14 protein-coding genes are annotated in these 15,480 nt (G+C 64.3%); 5 read left to right on the forward strand and 9 right to left on the reverse strand.

Going from position 1 to position 15,480, the window contains the following annotated elements; all coding sequences use genetic code 11:
• Nucleotides 1–53: 53 nt before the first annotated feature.
• From IHE39_RS23100 to IHE39_RS23110, 3 genes are all read left to right on the forward strand, one after another.
• The gene (locus IHE39_RS23100) at nt 54–2,201 is read left to right on the forward strand and encodes an acetate--CoA ligase family protein (protein WP_192568098.1); all 2,148 of its coding nucleotides are present in this window, start codon (nt 54–56) and stop codon (nt 2,199–2,201) included.
• Nucleotides 2,202–2,213: 12 nt separating this feature from the next.
• The gene (locus tag IHE39_RS23105) at nt 2,214–2,996 is read left to right on the forward strand and encodes a carnitinyl-CoA dehydratase (RefSeq protein ID WP_192568099.1); all 783 of its coding nucleotides are present in this window, start codon (nt 2,214–2,216) and stop codon (nt 2,994–2,996) included.
• 126 nt (nt 2,997–3,122) lie between these two features.
• On the forward strand, nt 3,123–4,064 hold the full coding sequence (locus tag IHE39_RS23110) for an alpha/beta hydrolase (RefSeq protein WP_192568100.1): 942 nt from the start codon (nt 3,123–3,125) through the stop codon (nt 4,062–4,064).
• Nucleotides 4,065–4,166: 102 nt separating this feature from the next.
• Here the strand turns inward: IHE39_RS23110 and IHE39_RS23115 are convergent, their stop codons facing one another.
• The 5 genes from IHE39_RS23115 to IHE39_RS23135 form a co-directional block, all read right to left on the reverse strand.
• Nucleotides 4,167–5,825, reverse strand: a complete 1,659-nt coding sequence (locus tag IHE39_RS23115) for an ABC transporter ATP-binding protein (RefSeq protein ID WP_192568101.1) — start codon at nt 5,823–5,825, stop codon at nt 4,167–4,169.
• Complete coding sequence (locus IHE39_RS23120) at nt 5,818–6,648, reverse strand: ABC transporter permease (protein WP_184770676.1); 831 nt, start codon at nt 6,646–6,648, stop codon at nt 5,818–5,820. Before IHE39_RS23120 ends, IHE39_RS23115 begins: the two co-directional genes overlap by 8 nt.
• Nucleotides 6,649–6,658: 10 nt before the next feature.
• On the reverse strand, nt 6,659–7,618 hold the full coding sequence (locus tag IHE39_RS23125) for an ABC transporter permease (RefSeq protein ID WP_184770674.1): 960 nt from the start codon (nt 7,616–7,618) through the stop codon (nt 6,659–6,661).
• A gap of 14 nt (nt 7,619–7,632) precedes the next feature.
• Nucleotides 7,633–9,216: an ABC transporter substrate-binding protein gene (locus IHE39_RS23130; protein WP_192568102.1), complete on the reverse strand. Its 1,584-nt coding sequence runs from the start codon at nt 9,214–9,216 to the stop codon at nt 7,633–7,635.
• Nucleotides 9,217–9,358: 142 nt separating this feature from the next.
• Nucleotides 9,359–11,359 carry a CocE/NonD family hydrolase gene (locus IHE39_RS23135; protein ID WP_192568103.1) on the reverse strand — a complete coding sequence of 667 codons (2,001 nt, stop codon included), beginning with the start codon at nt 11,357–11,359 and terminating at the stop codon, nt 9,359–9,361.
• A gap of 147 nt (nt 11,360–11,506) precedes the next feature.
• On the opposite strand from IHE39_RS23135, the gene IHE39_RS23140 reads away from it, so the two are divergent.
• Both IHE39_RS23140 and IHE39_RS23145 read left to right on the forward strand, forming a co-directional pair.
• Nucleotides 11,507–11,755 (forward strand): type II toxin-antitoxin system Phd/YefM family antitoxin, encoded by a 249-nt coding sequence (locus IHE39_RS23140; protein ID WP_192568104.1) that lies wholly within the window; start codon nt 11,507–11,509, stop codon nt 11,753–11,755.
• Complete coding sequence (locus IHE39_RS23145; protein WP_192568105.1) at nt 11,745–12,026, forward strand: type II toxin-antitoxin system RelE family toxin; 282 nt, start codon at nt 11,745–11,747, stop codon at nt 12,024–12,026. Before IHE39_RS23140 ends, IHE39_RS23145 begins: the two co-directional genes overlap by 11 nt.
• Before the next feature lie 7 nt (nt 12,027–12,033).
• Here IHE39_RS23145 and IHE39_RS23150 read toward each other — a convergent pair whose 3' ends face one another.
• From IHE39_RS23150 to puuE, 4 genes are read right to left on the reverse strand one after another with little or no spacing between them, the layout of a single operon-like run.
• Nucleotides 12,034–12,627: a nucleoside deaminase gene (locus IHE39_RS23150; protein ID WP_192568106.1), complete on the reverse strand. Its 594-nt coding sequence runs from the start codon at nt 12,625–12,627 to the stop codon at nt 12,034–12,036.
• A gap of 3 nt (nt 12,628–12,630) precedes the next feature.
• Nucleotides 12,631–13,131 carry an ureidoglycolate lyase gene (locus tag IHE39_RS23155; RefSeq protein WP_192568170.1) on the reverse strand — a complete coding sequence of 167 codons (501 nt, stop codon included), beginning with the start codon at nt 13,129–13,131 and terminating at the stop codon, nt 12,631–12,633.
• A gap of 21 nt (nt 13,132–13,152) precedes the next feature.
• On the reverse strand, nt 13,153–13,998 hold the full coding sequence (locus IHE39_RS23160; protein ID WP_192568107.1) for a bifunctional allantoicase/(S)-ureidoglycine aminohydrolase: 846 nt from the start codon (nt 13,996–13,998) through the stop codon (nt 13,153–13,155).
• 6 nt (nt 13,999–14,004) lie between these two features.
• Nucleotides 14,005–15,438 (reverse strand): allantoinase PuuE, encoded by a 1,434-nt coding sequence (puuE, locus tag IHE39_RS23165; protein ID WP_192568108.1) that lies wholly within the window; start codon nt 15,436–15,438, stop codon nt 14,005–14,007.
• Nucleotides 15,439–15,480 lie beyond the last annotated feature (42 nt).

Here is a 15,480-nt window from a genome sequence, read left to right on the forward strand (position 1 = left end):
TCGACCCTCCCCCTTGTGGGGAGGGTGGCCCGCAGGGCCGGGTGGGGGTGAAAATGTCTGGCTCGACTTCTGACACCCCCACCCCGACGCTGCGCGTCGACCCTCCCCACAAGGGGGAGGGTAAAGGCCGTCTCGAACGCCTGCTGCGCCCCAAATCCATCGCCGTGTTCGGCGGTTCGCAGGCGGCGGCCGTGGTCAGGCAATGCCTGAAGATGGGTTTTGCCGGCGATATCTGGCCGGTGCATCCAACAAAAGCCGAGGTCGAAGGCATAAGAACCTTCCGCTCGGTGGCCGAACTGCCGGCAGCCCCCGATGCCGCCTTTGTCGGTGTCAACCGCTTCCTGACCATCGAGGTGATCGCAGCGCTTGCCGAGCGCGGGGCGGGCGGGGCGATCTGCTTTGCCTCTGGTTTCCTCGAAGCCGGCAATGACGATGCCGATGGCGAGCGGCTGCAAGGCGAGCTGGTGGCGGCGGCCGGCGACATGCCGGTGATCGGGCCCAATTGCTATGGCCTGATCAACTATGCCGACGGTGCGCTGTTGTGGCCGGACCAGCATGGCGGCCAGCGGCTGGCGCAAGGTGCGCGCGGCGTCGCCATCATCACCCAGTCGTCCAACATCGCCTGCAACCTGACCATGCAGAAGCGCGGCCTGCCGGTGGCGTTCCTGATGACGGCCGGAAACCAGGCGCAGACCGGCCTGTCCGAGATGGCGCTGGGCCTGATCGAGGACGAGCGCGTCTCCTGCCTCGGCCTGCATATCGAAGGTTTCGACAAGGTCGACGGCTTCGAGAAACTGGCCAAGCGGGCGCGCGAACTCGGCAAGCCGATCGTCGCCATGAAGGTCGGCCGCTCCGAGCAGGCGCGCAAGGCGACGATCTCGCACACGGCGTCGCTGGCTGGCTCGGATGCCGCCTCCGATGCCTTCCTCAAACGTTTGGGCATTGCCCGTGTCGACACCATCCCCTCGCTGCTCGAGACGCTGAAGCTTTTGCATACAGTCGGTCCGCTGCGGGGCTTCACGCTGTCGTCGATGAGCTGTTCGGGCGGCGAGGCCTCCGTCATGGCCGACAGCGCCGAAGGCCGGCGGCTGCGTTTCCCGACGCTGACGCCCGAGCACTATGCGAGGATAAAATCGACGCTCAGTGCCTTTGTGGCGGTCGCCAATCCGCTCGACTACCACACCTTCATCTGGAACGACGAACCGGCGATGACCGCCACTTTCACCGCCATGGCATCAGGCGGTTTCGACCTCAACATGCTGGTGCTCGATTTCCCGCGTAACGACCGCTGCTCGGATGCCGACTGGTGGCCGACCGTCAGCGCCTTCGAGGCCGCACTCAAGGCCAATGGCGCGTCTGGTGCGGTGGTGGCATCGATGTCGGAGAACCTGACCGAAGAACACGCCGCCGATCTCTTCGCGCGCGGCATCGTGCCGTTGCAGGGCATAGCGGAGGCGTTGGACGCGGCGGAGGCTGCGGCATTCATTGGCGAGACGTGGGCGCGGCCGGTTGCGGCGGCGGTGGGGCGTGACACTGATGCACCCCGCTCCGGCAATAGGCCACAGGGGGGCAAGGCGACGCTCGACGAAGCCGCAGCCAAATCCCTGCTGCGCGACGCCGGCCTCACCGTGCCGGCCGGCCGTCGCGCCGCAAGCGTTGCCGAGGCCATAGCTGTGGCGGAGGCGCTGGGCTATCCCGTCGCGCTCAAGGCGCTGGGCGTCGCCCACAAGAGCGAACTCGGTGCCGTCAGGCTCAACCTGCGGAGCGGCGAGGAGGTTGTCACAGCCGCGGCCGACCTGTTGCCGCTCGGCTCCGGCCTCTATGTCGAAAAGATGGTCCCGGGCGGCGTGGCCGAGCTGATCGTCGGTGTCACCAGCGATCCGCTGTTCGGACCGGTCATGACCATCGGCAGCGGCGGCGTGCTGGTCGAATTGCTCAAGGACAGCGCCACGCTGCTGCTGCCCGTCGCGCGCAGCGAGGTCGAGGCGGCGCTCAAGGGGCTGAAGATGTATCCGTTGCTCCAAGGCTATCGCGGCCGCGCCAGGGCGGATGTCGATGCCGCGGTCGATGCGATCATCGCCATATCAGACTTTGCGTCGCATCATGCCGACGCAATCGAGGAACTCGATATCAATCCGCTGATCGTCTGCGGCGAAGGGCAGGGCGCCTGGATCGCCGATGCGCTGCTGGTAACGGCCTAGAGGGAGAGAAAAATGTCCGACGTCGTGAAAACCCGCCGCGAAGGCGCGATCCTCGAGGTTACCCTCGACCGGCCCAAGGCCAATGCCATCGACCTCGCCACGTCGCGGCTCCTGGGCGAGACCTTCAAGGCCTTCCGCGACGATGGCGGCCTGCGCGTCGCCATTGTCAAAACCGCTGGGGAGAAGTTCTTCTCGGCCGGCTGGGACCTCAAGGCTGCCGCCAATGGCGATGCGGTTGACGGCGATTACGGCGTCGGCGGTTTTGGCGGGTTGCAGGAACTGCGCGACCTCAACAAGCCTGTCATCGCCTGCGTCAACGGCATGGCTGTGGGTGGCGGCTTCGAGCTGGCGCTGTCCTGCGACCTGATCTACGCCTCCGAGCATTCGAGCTTTGCCTTGCCGGAGATCAAGGCCGGCACGCTTGCCGACGCTGCCACCATCAAGCTGCCCAAGCGCATTCCCTACCATGTGGCGATGGACCTTCTGCTCACCGGGCGCTGGATGGACGTGGCCGAGGCGCATCGCTGGGGCCTGGTCAACGAGGTGCTGCCGACTGACAAGCTCGAGGATCGTGTCTGGGAGGTCGCTCGACTGCTCGCCGGCGGCCCGCCGCTGGTCTTCGCCGCGATCAAGGAAGTGGCGCGCGCCGCCGAGGTGATGGGCTTCCAGGAAACGATGAACCGCATCACCAAGCGGCAATTCCCGACTGTCGACGAACTCTACGCCTCGGAGGACAATCTCGAAGGCTTCAAGGCGTTCGCCGAAAAGCGCGATCCGGTGTGGAAGGGGAAGTAGGTTCGTACAGCAGGGTGGCTACCCTCCCCTTGTGGGGAGGGTCCGACCGAAGGTCGGGGGTGGGGGTGTCTGGGTGCGACGTGAGGACCCCCAACCCCGCTCCGCTGGGAGGGTAAGGGAGAGCCAATGACCGACTACACAAAGCTCATCGACGCCGAGACCTGGGCCTTCATCGAGCGGACCAATTCCTACTATCCGCCTGATACCATCGACTACACGATCGCCCAGCAGCGCGAAATCTACGACCGCATGTGCGGCGAGTTCTTCGCCGGTTACCCTGAGGGCGTGTCGGCCGAAACGACTGCCATCGTGGCGCCAGGGCGCGACGTGCCGATCCGCGTCTATCGCCTCGCCGGCAAGGCGCCGGAGGCGGTGATGGTCTATTTCCACGGTGGCGGCTTCATCCTTGGCGGGCTCGAAAGCCATGACGACGTTTGTGCCGAACTGTGCGGCCGCACCGGCTACGAGGTGGTTTCGGTCGACTACCGGCTGGCGCCCGAGCACAAGCATCCGGCTGCCTTCGATGATGCCATGGTCGCTTTCGAATGGGCGGTGGCGAGATACAGCCAGCCCATCATGCTTGCCGGCGACAGCGCCGGCGGCAACATCGCGGCTGCCGCCAGCCACGCGACGCGCGGGCACGCCAGGCGTCCGGTCGGGCAATTGCTGGTCTATCCCGGCCTTGGCGGCGACCGCAGCCAAGGCTCCTATGTCAGCCACGCCGAGGCGCCGATGCTGACTATGCGCGATCTCGAATTCTACAAGCACATCCGCAGCGGCGGCGAGGACCGCACCGGCGACATCACGCTGTCGCCGCTTGCCGACGCCGACTTCGCCAATCTGCCGCCGACCGTCGTCATCACGGCCGAATGCGACCCGCTGTCGTCAGACGGCGAGGCCTATGGCGAGAGCATCGTCGCCGCAGGCGGCAAGGCCTTCTGGTTCGAAGAGCCAGGCCTTGTGCATGGCTACCTGCGCGCCCGCCACACTGTCACCCGCGCCCGCCAAAGCTTCACCCGCATCGCCGATGCGGCGGCTGTGCTGGGGCGGGGCGAGTGGGTGTGGTGACGCCTAGAAGTTAGTGTCGCGTTCCTTCGCACCACCCTCTGGCCGGGAGGCCAGAGAGGGGTGCGAAGGAGCGCGCCGTTGATAATCTAGCGCTCCAAACCCTCAATTCCCGGCACTCGCCATCCTGCGTCCGCTGATCGCCTTTTCCAGCCAGCCGATCTCCATTTCCGGCACCGACGACAGCAACAGGTCGGTGTAGGCATCGAAAGGCGGCTTCAGCACCTGCGACTTCGGCCCGTAGCGCACGACTTCGCCGCGATACATGACGGCGATGGAATCGGCGATCGACTTCACCGTAGCGAGGTCGTGGGTGATGAACAGATAGGCGACGCCTTCCTCGGCCTGCAGCCCGAGCAACAGCTTGAGGATGCCGTTGGCGACCAGCGGGTCGAGCGCGCTCGTCACCTCGTCGCAGATGATCAGCTTCGGCTTGGCGGCGAGCGCACGCGCGATGCAGACACGCTGCTTCTGGCCGCCGGAGAGTTCCGCCGGGTAACGGTCGACAAAACCGCGTCCCATCTCGATCTTGTCGAGCAGTTCGGCGACGCGCGCGTCGCGTTCCTTGCCGCCCATGCCGAAATAGAACTCCAATGGCCGGCCGATGATCGTGCCCACGGTCTGGCGCGGGTTCATCGCCACGTCGGCCATCTGGTAGATCATCTGCAATTCGCGCAGGTCGTCGCGGCTGCGGTCGGCCAAGCGGTTGGCGAGCGTTCGCCCGGCAAAAGTGATGCTGCCCTGCTCGGGCGGCAAAAGCCCTGTTATGGCGCGTGCCAGCGTCGACTTGCCCGAGCCGGATTCACCGACCACGGCCAGCGTCTGGCCGGGCAGGATGTCGACCGAGACGTTCTTCAGCACCTTGATCTTGCCGCCGGCATAGGCCGCGGTGATGTTCCGCACCGACAGGAACGGGCTTGCGTCAGGTTTTTTTTCCTCATGTGCGATCTCATGCACCGAGACCAGTGCCGAGGTGTATTCCTGGCGCGGCTCCTTGATGATCTGGCGCGTGCCGCCCCATTCGACCAGCTTGCCGTGCCTCAGCACCATGATCTCGTCGGAGACCTGGGCGACAACGGCAAGGTCGTGGCTGATGTAAAGCGCTGCCACACCTGTATCGCGGATCGCCTCCTTGATGGCGGCAAGCACGTCGATCTGGGTGGTCACGTCGAGTGCTGTGGTCGGCTCGTCAAAGACGATCAGGTCGGGCTCGGAGCACAGCGCCATCGCCGTCATGACGCGCTGCAGCTGCCCGCCCGAGACCTGGTGGGGAAAACGCTGGCCGATGTTTTCAGGGTCGGGAAGGCTGAGTTTCCTGAACAGCGCCACCGCCCGCTTTTCCGCCTCGGCCCGGTTCGCCACGCCGTGCAGGATCGAGGCCTCGACGACCTGGTCCATCAGCCGGTGCGCCGGGTTGAAGGCGGCGGCGGCCGATTGCGCGACGTAACAGACCTCGCGGCCGCGCAGGGCGCGGATGCCTTGCGTGCCGCCCTTGCGGATGTCGCGGCCGTTGAGGATGATCTCGCCGCCGGTGATCTTCACCCCGCCGCGGCCATAGGCCATCGACGACAGGCCGATGGTCGACTTGCCAGCCCCGGACTCGCCAATCAGGCCGAGCACCTTGCCCTTGTTCAGCGTCAGCGACACGTCTTGCACCAGCGTGATCGTGCGTGGCGCTTCGCCTGGCGGATAGACCTTGGCCTCGATCCTGAGATTGCGGATGTCGAGCAGCAGGTCGGAGCTATCAGCTTGTGTCTTAGCCATTGCCGCGCCCTCCCTTGAGATCGGTGGTGCGGTTGAGCACCCAGTCGGCGACGAGATTGACGGAGATGGCGAGTGCGGCAATCGCCGCCGCCGGGATCAGGGCTGCCGGAATGCCGAAGACGATGCCGTCCTTGTTTTCCTTGACCATGCCGCCCCAGTCGGCGTCGGGCGGCTGCACGCCGAGGCCGAGGAATGACAGTGCCGACAAAAACAGCACGGCATAGATGAAGCGCAGGCCGAGTTCGGAGATCAGCGGCGACAGCGCGTTGGGCAGGATCTCGCGGAAGATGATCCAGCCATTGCCTTCGCCACGCAGCTTGGCCGCTTCGACGAAGTCCATGACGTTGATGTCGACGGCGACCGCCCGCGACAGGCGGTAGACGCGGGTGGCATCGAGGATGCCCATGACCAGGATCAAGGTGAGCAGCGTCGATGGCAGCACTGACAGCACCACCAGCGCGAAGATCAGCGTCGGGATCGCCATCAACAGATCGACGAAGCGCGACATGCCGGTGTCGAGCCAGCCGCCGACGACGGCGGCCGTGAAACCGAGGATCGCGCCGAGCGAGAACGACAATGCTGTTGCCATCACGGCGATGAAGATCGTCGTGCGGGCGCCGAAGATCATGCGCGAGAGCAGGTCGCGGCCGAGATTGTCGGTGCCGAGCAGGAATTGCGACGACATCGGTGCCCAGACGTCGCCGACGATTTCGCCGAGGCCGTAGGGCGCGATCAGCGGCGCGAAGATCGCCGTGATCAAAAACAGCGCCGTCAGGATCAGGCCGATCGCAGCGCCAAGGGGGATATGTTTCAGATCGAGCATGGCGCGCCTCTCACTTCGGATGCCGGAGGCGTGGATTGGCAACGATGGCGGCAATGTCGGCGATGATGTTGAGGCCGATATAGACGGCCGCGAAGATCAGCCCGACCGCCTGCACCACCGGCACATCGCGCTTGGCGACATGGTCGACGAGATATTGGCCCATGCCCGGGTAGACGAAGATCACCTCGATGACGACGACGCCGACGATGAGGAAGGCGAGGTTGAGCATGACGACGTTGATCACAGGGGCGATCGCATTGGGGAAGGCGTGCTTGCGGATGATCTCGAAGGGCGACAGGCCCTTGAGCTCGGCGGTCTCGATATAGGCGGACTGCATGACGTTGAGTATCGCCGCACGCGTCATGCGCATCATGTGGGCCAGCACCACCAGCGTCAGGGCCGTTGCCGGCAGGGCGATCGCCCGCATCCGCTCGAGGAACGGCATGCCGTCATAGACGGTGGAGATGCCGGGGAAGATCTGCCACTTCACCGCGAAGAAATAGACGAGCAGGTAGCCGACGAAGAACTCCGGCAGCGAGGTCGATGCCAGCGCCAGGCCGGAGATGGTCTTGTCGATCCAGCCGTTGCGGTAGCGCACGGCGAGCAGGCCGAGGATGATCGCCAGCGGTATCGACACGATCGCCGCCCAGAAGGCGAGGAACAGCGTGTTCCAAAGCCTGCCGCCAATGGCGGTGGCAATGTCCTGCCGGCTCGACAGAGCGGTGCCGAGATCGCCGGTCAGGACGCCGCCAAGCCAGCGGAAATACCTGACATAGGCCGGCGCATTGAGGCCGAGTTCCTCACGCAAATTGGCCAGCGCCTGCGGCGTGGCCGACTGGCCGAGAATGGATTGGGCGACGTCGCCGGGCAGGATCTGGGTGCCGGCGAAGATCAGGACCGAAACGGCCAGGAGCAGCAGCAAGCCCAGCGCGACGCGCTGGGCTATCAGTTTCAGGATCGGGGAAGACATGCGGGGCCGGGCCGTCAGGCGTTCAGCCAGCACTTGGACAGCGCGTAGCCGCCCATCATCTCCTGGTTGCCGTCATCGACCCAGCCGCCGACCTTGGCGCTGGTGGCGTCGATGAAATCATTGAACATCGGCGTGATGACGCCGCCTTCGTCGCGGACGATCTGGCCCATGTCGGCGTAGATCTTCTTGCGCTTCTCCGGATCGAGCTCGGAGCGGGCCGAAAACAGCATCTTGTCGAAGTCTTCGCGCTGGAACCGCGTGTCGTTCCATTCGGCCTTGGAATAATAGGCCGTCGAGTACATCTGGTCCTGGGTCGGGCGTCCGCCCCAGTAGGACGCAGAGAAGGGCTGCTTGTTCCACACTTCCGACCAGTAGCCGTCGCCAGGCTCGCGCTTGACCTCGAGCGTGATGCCGGCTTTGGCGGCACTCTGCTGATAGAGCTGGACGGCATCGACAGCGCCGGGGAAGGCGACGTCGGAGGTGCGCAGCAGCACCGAGCCGGAATGGCCCGACTTCTTGTAGTGGAACGCCGCCTTTTCCGGATCGAACTTGCGCTGCTCCATCTCGGTGAACAGCGGATAGGCCTTGTTGATCGGCGTGTCGTTGCCGAGCGAGCCGTAGCCCATCAGGATCTTCTGCAGCATCTCCTCGCGGTCGAGCGCGTATTTCAGCGCCAGCCTCAGATCGTTGTTGTCGAAGGGGGCGGTGTTGCAATGGGCGATGAAGACATAGTGGCCACGGCCGGCGACATTGCGGATGACGACGCCCGGCACGCGCTTGATCAGTTCGACGATCTTGGGCTCGACGCGGTTGATGATGTCGACCTGGCCACCCTGCAAGGCGGACGTGCGCGCCGTGGCATCGTTGATGACGATGATCTCGATCTGGTCGGCAAAGCCGCGGTCGTCGCGCCAGTAGTTGGCGAATTTCTCGGCGCCGAGGCGCACGCCGGCCTCGTTGACGGTGACCTTGTAGGGGCCGGTGCCGATGCCGGCGTCGGGCTTGTCCTTGCCGCCATTGGGCTGGATCATCAGATGGTAGTCGTCGAGCAGGAACGGCAGGTCGGCGTTGGCGTCCTTCAGTTCGAAGACGACGTTCTGGCCGTCGGCCTTGACCGAGGCGATGCCGCCCATCAGGCCGAGCGCGCCTGATTTCGCCTTCTCGTCGGAATGGCGTTCGATGGTGGCGACGACGTCAGCCGGCGTCATCTCCTTGCCGTCGTGGAACTGCACGCCCTTGCGGATCTTGAAGGTCCAGGTCTTGGCATCGTCGGATGCGCCCCATTCCTCGGCGAGTGCAGGCTTGGGCTCGCCCTCGGGCGAAATTTGCACCAGTTGCTCGCCCCACTGGCGGCCGAAGAAATAAGGCACCTGGCTCGACCAGGATGCCGGGTCGAGGCTGTCGGTGGCGGCACCACCTTGCATGCCGGCGCGCAGGATGCCGCCCTTGACGGGGCCTTCCGCCTTGGCGGCGCTGGCCAGCAATGAGTTCGCGAAAGTTGCCGCAACGCCCAGGGCTGCGGCGCGGCCGAGGAAGTCACGGCGGTTCAACTTACCCGCAGCGACTCGGCGGCTCAGATATTCCAGTTCATTCGACATTGGAAAGGCTCCTCACTCTGGCGGTCGTTATTGCTCGACTTCTGGTGGCAATATTGACCGTAACGTAAGGGCAGCGGCAAGGCCGAATGCGACATCGAGTGGCGCAATCTCCTCGTCGCATTTGGACCAAGCCGTTTCCGCTTCAGATGTGGTCGCGCGTAATGATTTCGCTGAAATCGCGCTCGAAGACGAGCTTGTCGCCTTCGTAAGCCTCGATCCGGCCGGTCAACTGGAAGTTTTGGCCGTCAGAACGCATTGTCGTGAACGTTTCGGTTCGGATGGCCCAGTCGTTTCTCGACAAAGTCTGTGTCCAGTGGGTCTCGCCATGGGCCGAAAGCGGGTCGGACGGGTCGATTGTCCAGTGCTCGCGCGCGACATCGCCGATGACCAGGCCATGGTCGGAATCGCGGATTTCGCCGAAGTCGTCGACGATGCTCAACGTCACCTTGCCGTCGGTGCGTTCAACCTTGCGGCTGTTCGAGCTTTCGCGCAGCGTCTCGAATTGCCACGGCGTCGCGCCCTCCGGCTGTTCGAATTTCCATTCGTCGCCGTCGCCGGACAGACGCACCGGCAGGTCGATCGCACCGTCATGCAGCGTCAGCGTTACCTCTTCGGGCGACGGCCAGACCAGCGGCCAGTAGGTTGAGGAAATGGCGACGCGCAGCCGGTTGCCCGGCAGCACGCGATAAGCGATGTCGTCGAGCTTGAGGGTGATCTCCATCATCTCGCCGGGAACGACAGCTTCCGGGAATTCGTGACTGTTGCGGTGGCAAAGGTTGAGCACGCCATAGGTGATGCGCGTCGAGGCGCCATCGGGCTGGACGTCGCAGAGCCGCACCGCGACCATCGCCCGGCTGCGGTCGGCGGCGAGCTTCAGCCGGATGACCGGCGCCCCGACAATGTCGAGCGGGGCGTCAAGCACCGCCCCATCGAAACAGGCGGATTTGCCGTCATCGGCGCGCTGGTCGCCCGGCAACTCCGGTCCGAGCCAGATGGCGCAATATTCGCCGCCATCCATGCCGCAGTCCTGCGGCGAGTTGATCGTCACTTTCTCCGTCAGTGACGCCGTTTGCGACAGTTGGCCATGCGTGCCGAGCTTGAGCTGCCTGGCGGTGATGCCGGGCGCGGGCCATTGCTGCTCCGCTATCCAGCGGCCGGGACGTTCGAGATACCAGTCGCGCGGCGGCTCGGAATCCATGACGTAGAGCCGCATCGCCGGGTCGTCGTCGACACCGGTATCGATGCTCTTGAGCCAGTGGTCCCACCAGCGCAAGGCTTCCTGCAGAAAGCCGATGGCCGGCTTGGGCACGGCGAAATGCGGGTATTTGTGGATCCAGGGCCCGACGATGCCCTTGACCGGCGCCTGTACGCCCTGGACCAGACGCGACACCGCATTCTTGTAGGCGTCGCCCCAGCCGCCGATGGCCAGCACCGCCGCCTTGATCGCGGAGAAATCCTCGTTGACCGAGCCGCGTTTCCAGTAGGTGTCGCGGGTCTGGTGCCTGAGCCAGACCGCCGGCAGGAACGGCTCGTGTTCCAGCCGGTCGAGCCAGATGTCGCGCCATGCGTCGCCGACAAGTGCCGGATCCGGCGGCCTGGAGGAGTAGGACAGCATGGTGGCGCCCCAGCCCATGTTCTCGTTGAGCAGAAGGCCGCCCTTGTAGTGGATATCGTCGGCATAGCGGTCGTCGGTCGAGCACAGCGTGATGATTGCCTTTAGCGCCTTGGGCTGTTTCGCCGCCACCTGCAGGCCGTTGAAGCCGCCCCAGGAGATGCCCATCATGCCGACCTTGCCGTTGCACCATGGCTGGGCGGCGGCCCAGGTGATGACATCGCAGGCGTCCTGCCATTCCTGCTCGGTGTATTCGTCCTCCATCAGCCCTTGGGAATCGCCGTTGCCGCGCATGTCGACGCGGATCGAGGCATAGCCATGGCCGGCGAAATAGGGATGGGTCAGGCAGTCGCGCGTCGTGGTGCCGTCGCGCTTGCGGTAAGGCAGGTGCTCGAGGATTGCAGGCACCGGATCCTGGTCGGCGTCGGCCGGCATCCACACCCGCGCCGACAGCCGTGTGCCGTCGGGCATGACGATGCCCATGTCAGGGAATTCGACGATGTCGCGCGGAAATTCGGTGATGGTCTTCATGCTCATTCCAGTCTTGTGCTGCGCCATTTGTGCACGCCGGGGCCGTTGCTGGCTAGCGTGGAAACGTCATCGGCCGGCGCAGGGCACAGCGGATTGAAATGACCGCTTAAAGGTACTATTTACGGGTCTTATAATGGGATCATGAAAATGCCGAACACAGTGCTCGCCGAAGTTACAGCCAGCGTCTCGGAGCTGAAAAAGAACCCGATGGGAACCGTTGCTGCCGGTGAAGGGTTTCCGGTTGCCATTCTCAATCGCAACGAGCCGGCATTCTACTGCGTGCCTGCGAAGGCTTTCGAAGCGATGATGGAACGGCTCGAGGATATCGAACTCAACGCGATCGCCGACGCCCGCAAGGGCGAGAAGCGCGTGCGGGTGGATATCGATGCCTTATGAGGTCGAATTCCTCGAAACCGCACTCAAGGAATGGAAGGCTCTAGACGCCAATACGCGTGAGCAGTTCCGCAAGAAGCTGAAGGAACGCTGCGAAAATCCACGCGTTCCCTCAGCCAAGCTGCATGGCGCCAAGGACCGCTACAAGATCAAGCTGCGCAGTGCCGGCCATCGTCTTGTCTATGAGGTCGAGGATGCACGCGTGGTCGTGCTGGTCGTCGCCATTGGCCGGCGCGACCGCCTTGAGGTCTACGCCAAGGCGGCCAGACGCTGAATTCGTGTCAGTTCAGCGGGATGTCGTTGTCGGACTTGCTCTCCTGGTAGGTCTCCGACATCTCGTCGTAAAGCGCCGAGATATTCGCCACGCGTCCTTCCAGCCGCTTGCGGTCGGCCTCTGGCAGTTCGCGCACCAGCTTGCGCAGCGAAAAGCTCTTCCAGTAGGCGTTTTCGGCGTTGTAGCCGCCGGGCTCCAGCGTGAAGACTTCTTTCAGGATCTTGAGGTCATGCGGGATGGCAAAGCTGTCGCGCGAATCCTCATGGCTGAACAGATAGTAGAAATTGTCGAAGCCGGCCCAGGTGATCGCCGACAGGCACAACGAGCAGGGCTCGTGGGTCGACAGGAAGATCAGGTCCTTGGTGTCGGCGCGGGTGGCCTTCGGCATTTCGTAGAAACGCTTCAGGCAGTGCATCTCGCCGTGCCAGAGCGGATTTTCGAGCTCGTTGTTGGTCTCGGCCAGCACCAGCGAGCGGTCGTTCTTGGCGAGCAGGGCCGCACCGAACAGCTTGTTGCCCTTCGTTACGCCTTCGGCGGTCTTGGGCACGATGTCATGTTCGATGACGTCGAAGAGGCGTTCGATGAGCGAGAGTTCGGCCATGTGTCAGAAGCCTTCCGGAAGCACGATTTCGTAAGGGTGCGAGAAATGGAACTCTTCGAGATTGGGACCGGTGCCACCGCGGTCGACGACGACGAAGTCCTGGTTCTCGCCGATCGGCGTCAGCACGCCGTGCCAGAGATTGCGCGGGTAGTTCACGCCCTGGCCGGGCGAAGTGATGAAGGCATGTGGCTCGCCCGGGCCGTCGCCGATGTCATGGCAGACGACGACGAGGTAGGGCCGCTGGGTGAGCGGAATGAAGGCCTGGCTGCCGAAGGGGTGGCGCTCGACCATCGAAAGCTTGAGCGGGAAATCGTAGGGCGTGCCCTTGAAGATGTTGATGATGACGTGGCCGTCGGGGCCGGCCGCCTCGGCACGGGCGAGCGCATGGTAGCGCTCGCATTTGCCCGCATTGATCGGGTAGTGGCTGTCGCAGTTGGTGTCGATCACCTCGCCGAACGCGGCGAAATTCTCCCGCGTCAGCGGCTTGGCGACGATCCGCTTCATCTCACCCGGCATGGCTTGTCCTCAGCGGCGGTGCGTGGCGTTGAAGGCGCCGAGCTGCATGTGGCGGTTGACGTCCTTGTAGAGCAGGTAGCGGAAGCGGCCGGGGCCGCCGGCATAGCAGGCCTGCGGGCAGAAGGCGCGCAGCCACATGAAATCGCCGGCTTCAACCTCGACCCAGTCACTGTTGAGCCGGTAGACCGCCTTGCCTTCGAGGACGTAAAGGCCGTGCTCCATGACGTGGGTTTCGGGGAACGGGATGATGCCGCCCGGCTCGAAGGTCACGACAGTGACATGCATGTCGTGGCGCAAATCGTTGGGATCGACGAAGCGGGTCGTTGCCCACCTGCCGTCCGTATCCGGCATGGCGTTGGGCTCGATGTCGTTGTCGTTGAGGAACAGCGGATCGGGCGCATCGAGGCCGTCGACATATTCATAGGCCTTGCGGATCCAGTGGAAGCGCGCGGTCTCGGTTCCGGCATTGCGTATCGTCCAGCCGCTCGCAGGCGGCAGATAGGCGTAGCCGCCCGGCGTCAGCACATGGCTCTTGCCTGATATGGTCACCGTCACTTCGCCTTCGACGACGAAGAAAACGCCTTCCGCACCCGCATCCGGTTCCGGCCGCTCGCTGCCGCCGCCGGGCTGCACTTCCATGATGTATTGCGAGAATGTCTCGGCGAAGCCCGAGAGCGGTCGGGCGATGACCCACAGCCGCGTCTTGTCCCAGTGCGGCAGGAAGCTGGTGACGATGTCCGAAAATTCACGCTTGGGGATCACCGCATAGGCCTCGGTGAAGACGGCGCGGTCGGTGATCAGGTCGGTCTGGGGCGGCAAGCCGCCTTTCGGAGCGTAATAGGAGCGGTTTGCCATGGTCTCTTAGCTTGGAAGGAGGTCGTGAAGTCGGTACCAGGCGATGCGTTCCACCTGCTTGCAGGCGGTGGCGAATTCCTGGTCGCGGTTGTTGGCGATGCGGGTCTCGAACGCCTTCAATATGCTTGCCTTGTCATTGTCGCGCACGGCGATGATGAAGGGGAAGCCGAATTTGTCGACATAGGTGGCGTTGATCTCGGTGAAGCGGGCGCGCTCGGCGTCGGTCAGCGCGTCGAGCCCGGCGGACGCCTGTTCCTTGGTCGACTCCTCGGTCAGGCGCCTGGCCTGGGCCAGCTTGCCGGCGAGGTCGGGGTGGGCGGTCAGCACGCCGAGGCGTTCGGTCTCGCTCGCCGAACGGAAGGCGCGGCAGAGCGCGTTGTGCACGCCGCCGGCGCTGTCATGCGCCGGGCCGAGCTCGAACTCGAAGGCGCGCTCGGCAATCCACGGCGAATGCTCGAAGATCGAGCCGAAGTGCTGGACGAACTCGCCGCGCGCCATGCGCGAGGGACGCAGCGCCTGCGGCTGGTAGGGATGATGCTGCTGCCAATGCTGGGCGATGTCCTGGCGGCGGGCGAGCCAGACCTTGTCGTGACCCTGCACATATTCGACGAAGCGGCGCAGTGCCTCGGCGCGGCCGGGGCGGCCGACGAGACGGCAGTGCAGGCCGATGCTCATCATGCGCGGGCGCCCAGCTGCACCCTCGCGGTACAGCGTGTCGAAGCTGTCCTTGAGATAGGCGTAGAACTGGTCACCCGAATTGAAGCCCTGGGCGGTGGCAAAACGCATGTCGTTGGCGTCGAGCGTGTAGGGGATGACCAACTGCGGGGCAATCGCGTTGCCGTGGCCGTCATGGTCGAGCCAGTAAGGCAGCTCGTCGTCATAGGTATCGGAAATCCACTCGAAACCGCCTTCTTCAGCGGCGAGACGGACCGAATAGACCGAGGTGCGGCCGAGATAGAGGCCCTTGGGGCGCTCGCCGACCACTTCGGTGTGCAGGCGCACCGCTTTGATCAGGTCGGCGCGTTCGTCGGCTTCGGCGTGGTCGCGATAGTCGATCCAGCGCAGGCCGTGCGAGGCGATTTCCCAGTCGGCGTCCTGCATGGCCGCGACATGGTCAGGTGAACGGGCAAGGGCGGTGGCCACGCCGTAGACGGTGACAGGCACATTGGCCTCGGTGAACATGCGGTGGAGACGCCAGAAGCCGGCGCGGGCGCCGTATTCGTAGATCGATTCCATGTTCCAGTGGCGCTTGCCGGGCCACTGGGCCGCACCGACGACCTCCGACAGGAACGCTTCCGAAGCCGCGTCGCCATGCAGGATGTTGTTTTCGCCGCCCTCTTCGTAATTGACCACGAACTGCACGCAGACATTGGCGTTGCCCGGCCATTGCGGGTGGGGTGGATTGGCGCCGTAGCCGCGCATGTCTCTTACGTAACGCATGGTCCCTCGAAATTCGGTCTCTTGCCGGGCACTTGAGCAGAA

This window comes from Aminobacter carboxidus (genome assembly GCF_014863355.1).
Lineage (GTDB): Bacteria > Pseudomonadota > Alphaproteobacteria > Rhizobiales > Rhizobiaceae > Aminobacter > Aminobacter carboxidus.

What these genes read in the sequence shown, in the direction of transcription:
- IHE39_RS23100 (WP_192568098.1), top strand. Translation starts at nt 54, where the DNA reads ATGTCTGGCTCGACTTCTGACACCCCCACCCCGACGCTGCGCGTCGAC.
- IHE39_RS23105 (WP_192568099.1), top strand. Translation starts at nt 2,214, where the DNA reads ATGTCCGACGTCGTGAAAACCCGCCGCGAAGGCGCGATCCTCGAGGTT.
- IHE39_RS23110 (WP_192568100.1), top strand. Translation starts at nt 3,123, where the DNA reads ATGACCGACTACACAAAGCTCATCGACGCCGAGACCTGGGCCTTCATC.
- IHE39_RS23115 (WP_192568101.1), bottom strand. Translation starts at nt 5,825, where the DNA reads ATGGCTAAGACACAAGCTGATAGCTCCGACCTGCTGCTCGACATCCGC.
- IHE39_RS23120 (WP_184770676.1), bottom strand. Translation starts at nt 6,648, where the DNA reads ATGCTCGATCTGAAACATATCCCCCTTGGCGCTGCGATCGGCCTGATC.
- IHE39_RS23125 (WP_184770674.1), bottom strand. Translation starts at nt 7,618, where the DNA reads ATGTCTTCCCCGATCCTGAAACTGATAGCCCAGCGCGTCGCGCTGGGC.
- IHE39_RS23130 (WP_192568102.1), bottom strand. Translation starts at nt 9,216, where the DNA reads ATGTCGAATGAACTGGAATATCTGAGCCGCCGAGTCGCTGCGGGTAAG.
- IHE39_RS23135 (WP_192568103.1), bottom strand. Translation starts at nt 11,359, where the DNA reads ATGAAGACCATCACCGAATTTCCGCGCGACATCGTCGAATTCCCTGAC.
- IHE39_RS23140 (WP_192568104.1), top strand. Translation starts at nt 11,507, where the DNA reads ATGCCGAACACAGTGCTCGCCGAAGTTACAGCCAGCGTCTCGGAGCTG.
- IHE39_RS23145 (WP_192568105.1), top strand. Translation starts at nt 11,745, where the DNA reads ATGCCTTATGAGGTCGAATTCCTCGAAACCGCACTCAAGGAATGGAAG.
- IHE39_RS23150 (WP_192568106.1), bottom strand. Translation starts at nt 12,627, where the DNA reads ATGGCCGAACTCTCGCTCATCGAACGCCTCTTCGACGTCATCGAACAT.
- IHE39_RS23155 (WP_192568170.1), bottom strand. Translation starts at nt 13,131, where the DNA reads ATGAAGCGGATCGTCGCCAAGCCGCTGACGCGGGAGAATTTCGCCGCG.
- IHE39_RS23160 (WP_192568107.1), bottom strand. Translation starts at nt 13,998, where the DNA reads ATGGCAAACCGCTCCTATTACGCTCCGAAAGGCGGCTTGCCGCCCCAG.
- puuE (WP_192568108.1), bottom strand. Translation starts at nt 15,438, where the DNA reads ATGCGTTACGTAAGAGACATGCGCGGCTACGGCGCCAATCCACCCCAC.